Annotated in this window: 7 protein-coding genes; all 7 read left to right on the top strand. The window is 67.7% G+C overall.

The window, feature by feature from the left end:
* Window positions 1–197 precede the first annotated feature (197 nt).
* Complete coding sequence (locus A6302_RS18960) at window positions 198–1271, top strand: ABC transporter ATP-binding protein (RefSeq protein ID WP_245294152.1); 1074 nt, start codon at window positions 198–200, stop codon at window positions 1269–1271.
* Window positions 1272–1375: 104 nt separating this feature from the next.
* Window positions 1376–1915: an ABC transporter permease gene (locus tag A6302_RS24885; protein ID WP_245294151.1), complete on the top strand. Its 540-nt coding sequence runs from the start codon at window positions 1376–1378 to the stop codon at window positions 1913–1915.
* Complete coding sequence (locus tag A6302_RS24880) at window positions 1915–2193, top strand: ABC transporter permease subunit (protein WP_245294150.1); 279 nt, start codon at window positions 1915–1917, stop codon at window positions 2191–2193. The genes A6302_RS24885 and A6302_RS24880 overlap by 1 nt, the downstream gene beginning before the upstream one ends.
* A 2-nt stretch (window positions 2194–2195) precedes the next feature.
* A complete protein-coding gene (locus A6302_RS18950; protein ID WP_069308340.1) occupies window positions 2196–2996 on the top strand; it encodes an ABC transporter permease in 801 nt (266 codons plus the stop codon).
* A 292-nt stretch (window positions 2997–3288) separates the two neighbouring features.
* Window positions 3289–4092 (top strand): DeoR/GlpR family DNA-binding transcription regulator, encoded by an 804-nt coding sequence (locus A6302_RS18945; protein ID WP_069308339.1) that lies wholly within the window; start codon window positions 3289–3291, stop codon window positions 4090–4092.
* An 18-nt stretch (window positions 4093–4110) separates the two neighbouring features.
* Window positions 4111–5013: a proline iminopeptidase-family hydrolase gene (locus A6302_RS18940; RefSeq protein WP_069308338.1), complete on the top strand. Its 903-nt coding sequence runs from the start codon at window positions 4111–4113 to the stop codon at window positions 5011–5013.
* Window positions 5010–5711, top strand: coding sequence for a cysteine hydrolase family protein (locus tag A6302_RS18935; protein ID WP_069308337.1), 702 nt, complete (start codon window positions 5010–5012; stop codon window positions 5709–5711). Before A6302_RS18940 ends, A6302_RS18935 begins: the two co-directional genes overlap by 4 nt.
* Window positions 5712–5874 lie beyond the last annotated feature (163 nt).

The raw sequence follows: 5874 nt of genomic DNA, 5'->3' as shown, positions 1-5874 counted from the left end.
ATCCGTACGCCGATCCATCGTTCTCCGAGCAAGGCGACGGCTCCGGATTGCCCTTCTCCCCGTCGGGGAGAAGGTGGCGCGAAGCGCCGGATGAGGGGCCTTGCCACGCGGTACGACCTTGTCGGATGAGGGGGCCTGCAGCGCTGGCCACGGTCACGGACCGGTATCTGGGTGAGACAATGGCATCTGTGACGACAATGACGACGGACAAGCCGCCGATCCTGCAACTCGTCGGCGTGCGCAAGACGTTTGCCGATTTTGCCGCCGTCGAGCGCATCGACCTCGACGTGCGCGATGGCGAGTTCCTCACCATCGTCGGCCCGTCGGGCTCCGGCAAGACCACGCTGCTGCGCATGCTGGCCGGCATGGACCAGCCGACCGAGGGCAACATCACCCTGCGCGGCAAGCGGATCAACGACATCCCGCCGAACCGGCGGCCGACCTGCCTCGTGTTCCAGTCGCTGGCGCTGTTTCCCCACAAGAGCGTCGGCGACAACATCGGCTTTCCGCTGAAGGTGAAGGGCATCGACGCCGCTGCGCGGCGCGCCCGGGCGCTGGAACTGATGGCCGTGGTGCGCCTGCCCGAAAGCTACCTCGACAAGAACGTGATGAAATGCTCCGGCGGCGAGCGCCAGCGCGTCGCGCTGGCCCGGGCGCTGGCCTATGACCCGGAGGTCCTGTTCTTCGACGAGCCGCTGTCGGCCATCGACTACAAGCTGAAGAAGACGCTGGAAAAGGAGCTGAAGGATCTGCACCGGGCCACCGGCAAGACCTTCATCTACATCACCCACAGCCTCGAGGAGGCGATGGTGATGTCCGACCGCATCGGCGTGATGCGCGCCGGCCGCCTCGTGCAGGTCGGCACCCCGGAGGAGATCTACAATGCGCCGGTCGACCGTTTCGTCTCCGAATTCGTCGGCGAGGTGAACACGATCCGGGTGCGCCGGGAGGGCGGCGGCTGGCAGGGCGTGGATCTCGCCGGCGCGCTTTCCGTGGCCCCGCCGCGCAGCGGCACGCTCGGCGAGGAGGCCTTCGTGGTCGTCCGCCCCGAATACATGCGCTTCGTCGCCCCCGGCGAGATGGCCGACAACCGCTTTGCCGGCACCGTCGTCAACGAATATTCGCTCGGCTCGCGGATCCAGTATCAGGTGCGCGTCGGCGAGCGGACCATGCTCGTCGAACTGTCGCGCGGCCGGGCGCTCGGCGCCGAGGCCGGCCGCGAGGTGACGGTCGGCTGGGATGCCGCCGACGCCTTCACGCTCGGAGGCTGAGCGATGAGCGACGCCGCCCCCACCCTGCCGGCCGTCTCCGCCCTGCCCGCCGCCGACGTCACGCTGCGCCGCGACCGGCTGCTCTCGGTCGCGCCCGCTGCGCCGTGCCGGTCGCCGTGCTGCTTGGCCTCGGCTTTCTGGCGCCGATGGTGGCGATCTTCGGCTATGCCTTCGCCACCCCGCGCAGCTTCGACGTGTTCTCCAGCTTCACGCTGGAGAATTTCGCGGGCCTGTTCGATCCCACCAACACCGTGTGGCTGTCCTTCGGCTGGTCGCTCGGCTTTGCCATGCTCACGGTGGCGATCCTCGCCGTGGTCGCCTATCCGATCGCCTACGGCCTCAACGCGGTGTTCGGCCGCTGGTCGCAACTGGTGTCGGTGCTGTTCGTCTTTCCGCTGTTCGTGTCGGAGAATGTCCGGCTCTACGGCTGGGTCCTGTTCTTCATCAAGATCGGCGTTCTCGACGGCGGGCTGAAGTGGCTCGGCTTCGAGGGCGGGCCGGAAATCCTCTACACGCCGGTGACCACGCTGTTCGGCATGGTCTACACCTACCTGCCGTTCATGCTGTTTCCGATGACCCTCGGCCTTGCATGGTGCCGCGCGATCTGGTCGACGCCGCCCGCGACCTGGGCGCGAGCCGGTTGATGATCTGGCGCGAGGTGGAGCTGCCGCTCGCCATGCCCGGCATCCTGATCGGCATGCTGCTCACGTTCGTGCTGGCGATCGGCGCCACGGCCGAGGCGAAGATCCTCGGCGGCCAGTCGGTGATCGTGATTTCCCACGACATCGAGATCGCCTTCACCTATTCGCAGAACTGGCCGCTCGGCTCGGCGCTGGCGGTGATCGTGACGGTGTTCATCGCCGCGCTCACCCTGGCGGCGCTGGCACGGCTCGATCTCGACCGCATCCTCGGGAGGCGCTGACGATGGATCTTGCCAAACGTCGCATCGACGCGCTGATCGCCGGCTGGACCGCCTTCGTCGTCCTGCTGATCTACATCCCGATCGCCTGCGGCGCGCTCGCCGGGCTCTCGAAGGGGCGCTATTTCGGCTTTCCGATCCGCGCCTTTTCCGGCGAATGGTGGGGCAAGACCGTCGCCTCGATCGAGATCGGCATGATCGTCAAGACCTCGCTGGCCGTCGCCGTCTGCGTCACGGTCGTCTCGGTCGCGATCGCCTTCTTCGGCGCGCTCGCCTTTGCCCGGTACAACTGGAAGGGCCGCAGGCTCTTCCAGAAGCTGATCGTGCTGCCGATCTTCTTTCCGCAGCCGGTGCTGGGGCTCGCGCTGCTGCTCGCCTTCAACGCGGCCGGCATCCAGACCAACTGGGTCACGGCGGTCTTCGCCCATCTGGTCTGGATCGTCCCGGTGGTGACCCTCGTCATCGCCATCCAGGTCTACGGCTTCGACCCGACGGTGGAGGAGGCCGCCTACGATCTCGGCGCCACCCGCTGGCAGGTGTTCCGCGAGATCACCCTGCCGCTGCTGTGGCCGGGCGTCTGGTCCGGCATGCTGTTCGCCTTCCTTCTGTCGTGGAGCAACTTCCCGCTGTCGCTCTACACGACGGGCGCGGACTCGACGATTCCCGAGTGGCTCTACGCCAAGATGGTCGCCGGCTACACGCCGATGGTGCCCGCGCTCGGCACCATGGCAACGCTCGCCGCGGCGACCCTGCTGCTGGTGGCGGGGCTTGCCGGGGTCGTGTCGCGGCGGCTGAGGGCGGGGTGATGGAGCGTCGTTCGCTGCGCTCTCTGTTCCGCTCACCCCCCTCCCTGTCCTGCCGGCCTCGGGTCACGGGCCCCTTGGTGTTCGACCTGCGGTCTCACCCCCACAAGGGGGGAGGGGACGCAAGATCTTGCGTCTCCCCGTTCCGCACCTGCCGTTTCGGCGATGCGTTGGATGAACATGTCGCCGCGCCTTCATCGTTCCCTACCCCCTTGTGGGGGAGGGACAGGGAGGGGGGGCTTCGGCCTCTCGACCTTCACCAAAGCCTGACCTCGTCCGCCGCGGGGATCACCCCATGATCACGTTCGACGAGACCGAACCGCGCAAGGCGCGCCTGACCAAGAAGGCGCGGCAGGACCGCATCCTGTCGGAGATGATGGCCAATGCCACGCTGCGGGTCGGCGATCTGGCCGCCGATCTCGCCGTCTCCACCGAAACGATCCGGCGCGACCTGTTCGAACTGCAGGAGCAGGGCCTGCTCAACCGCACCTATGGCGGCGCGGTCCGGCCCTTTGCCGCCGAACCGTCCGTGACCGAGCGGCACCGGCAGATGGTGTCCGAGCGCGAGGCGATCGCGGCCGTCGCCGTGACCTTCATCCGACCGAAGGAGGTGATTGCCATCGGCGCGGGCGCAACGACCACCCATGTCGCCCGGCGCATGGCCGCCGAGTGCCGCGACATCACGGTGATCACCCATTCCTTCTCGGTCGCCACCGTGCTGGCCGCCAACCCGACGATCGAGATCATCATGTGCCCGGGGCGCTACAACGGCCGCGAGGGCATGATGGTCGGGGCCGAGGCCATCGAGTTCCTGCAGAGCTACCACGTCAACCGCGCGATCCTCGGCGTCTCCGGCATCACCGCCGAGGGGCTGGCCGATGCCGAGGCGCCGGCGGCCTGGGTGTACAAGGCGATGATGAACCGGGCGGCGGAGACGATCGTGGTTGCCGACCACAAGAAGTTCGACATGACCGCGCTGGCGATCTGGGCGCGGGTGCCGGACGTGCAGCGCCTCGTCACCGACCGGATGCCCGGCGGCGCGCTGGCACGGGCGCTGGCCCGCGCCGAGGTCGAGGTCAGCGTCGCCGGGCGCCGCTAATTCTGGGAGTGAAGACCGATGTGGATCCAGCGCCCGGCCGACCAGACCGTCGAGATCGATGTGTCCGGCCATCGCGTCGTCGCCTATGTCTACGGGACGGGTGAGGACACCGTGTTCCTGCTCAACGGTGGCCCCGGCCTGCCCTGCGACTATCTTCGCGACGCGCACATCTTCCTGGCCGACCATGGCTACCGGGTGATCGCCTTCGACCAGCTCGGCTGCGGTGCCTCGGACCGACCGGAGGATCCGGCGCTGTGGGAGATCGGCCGCTATGTGGCGGAAACCGAAACCGTGCGCCGCGCGCTCGATCTCGGCAAGGTCCATCTGCTCGGCCACAGCTGGGGTGGCTGGCTGGCGATCGAATATGCGGTCACGCATCCGGACAACATCAAGACCCTGATCCTCGAGGACACCGCCGCCGACCTGCCGCACCTGATGGAGGAGATGCACCGGCTGCGGTCCGCCCTCGGCTCGGAAACCGTGGCGATGATGCTCGCCCACGAGGCGGACGGCAGCTTCGACCATCCCGAATACCAGGCGGCGATCACGCTGCTGAACTACCGTCACGTCTGCCGGCTGGCCGAATGGCCGGCGCCGGTGATGGCCTCGCTCGGGAACTGGAACATGGCGCCCTACATGGCGATGCAGGGACCGAACGAGTTCCTCTACATCGGCAACCTGAAGGACTGGAAGCGGACGCAGGAGCTGTGCGCCTTCACCGGGCCGGCCCTGATCACCGTCGGCCGCCACGACGAGATCACGCCGGCCTGCGCCCGCCGGATGAAGGAGAGCCTGCCCCAGGCCGACCTCGTGGTGTTTCCCAACTCCAGCCACATGCCCTTCTACGAGGAGCCGGCGGCCTACGACGCCGCGCTTCTCGCCTTTCTCGGCAAGCATCGCAGCGAGAGCCCGACCCCATGACCGGCTGGAAGACCCGCAACCGCTCCGTCTACTACGAACTTGCCCCCGAGCCGGACGATCCGGATCTCGATCCGGCGACGACGGCGCTGCTCGTGATCGACGTCCAGAACGTCTATCTGCAGCGGCCCGATCGCGAGAGCCTCCCGACCGAGGCCGAGCGCGCCCATTACGACGTCTGGACGCCGTTCCACGAGCGGATGCACGGCACGGTGATCCCGAACATCGCCCGGGTGCTCGCCGCCTTCCGGGCGCGCGGCATCGAGTGCCTGTTCGCCCGCATCGCCTGCCACACCACTGACGGCCGCGACCGTTCACTGAGCCAGAAGAAGCCGGGCTTCAACAACCTGCTGCTGCCGAAAGACGACGCGCCGTCGCAGATCGTCGAGACGCTGGCGCCCGCCGGCGACGAGATCGTGGTGATCAAGACCACCGACAGCGCGCTGACCGGGACCAATCTCCGGCTGATCCTCGCCAACCTCGGCATCCGCACCGTCGTCTGCGTCGGCATCTTCACCGACCAGTGCGTCTCCTCGACCGTGCGCAGCCTTGCGGACGAAAGCTTCGACGTGGTGGTGCTGGAGGACTGCTGCGCCGCGGCAACCGATGCGCTGCAGGCGCGCGAGCTGGAGATCATCAACATGATCTACTGCAACGTGATGCGCGCGGACGAGATGCTGGCGCTGATGGGGGTGGAATGATGGCAGCGGCCTGCCCGTCAATCCAGGTTGTCTGTCACCGCCGGGTCTGGTGTGCTGAGCCCCACCCCTCTCCCTGTCCCTCCCCCACAAGGGGGAGGGGACGCCGGATTCGATCGGCTTTCGAAAACGACCGCTCGTCACGGCGAAGGGCCTGCGAAACAGA

The sequence above is a fragment of the Methylobrevis pamukkalensis genome (assembly GCF_001720135.1).
Lineage (GTDB): Bacteria > Pseudomonadota > Alphaproteobacteria > Rhizobiales > Pleomorphomonadaceae > Methylobrevis > Methylobrevis pamukkalensis.
The sequence above is the reverse complement of the archived record's forward strand: the minus strand, read 5'-3'. Positions and strand labels throughout refer to the sequence as shown.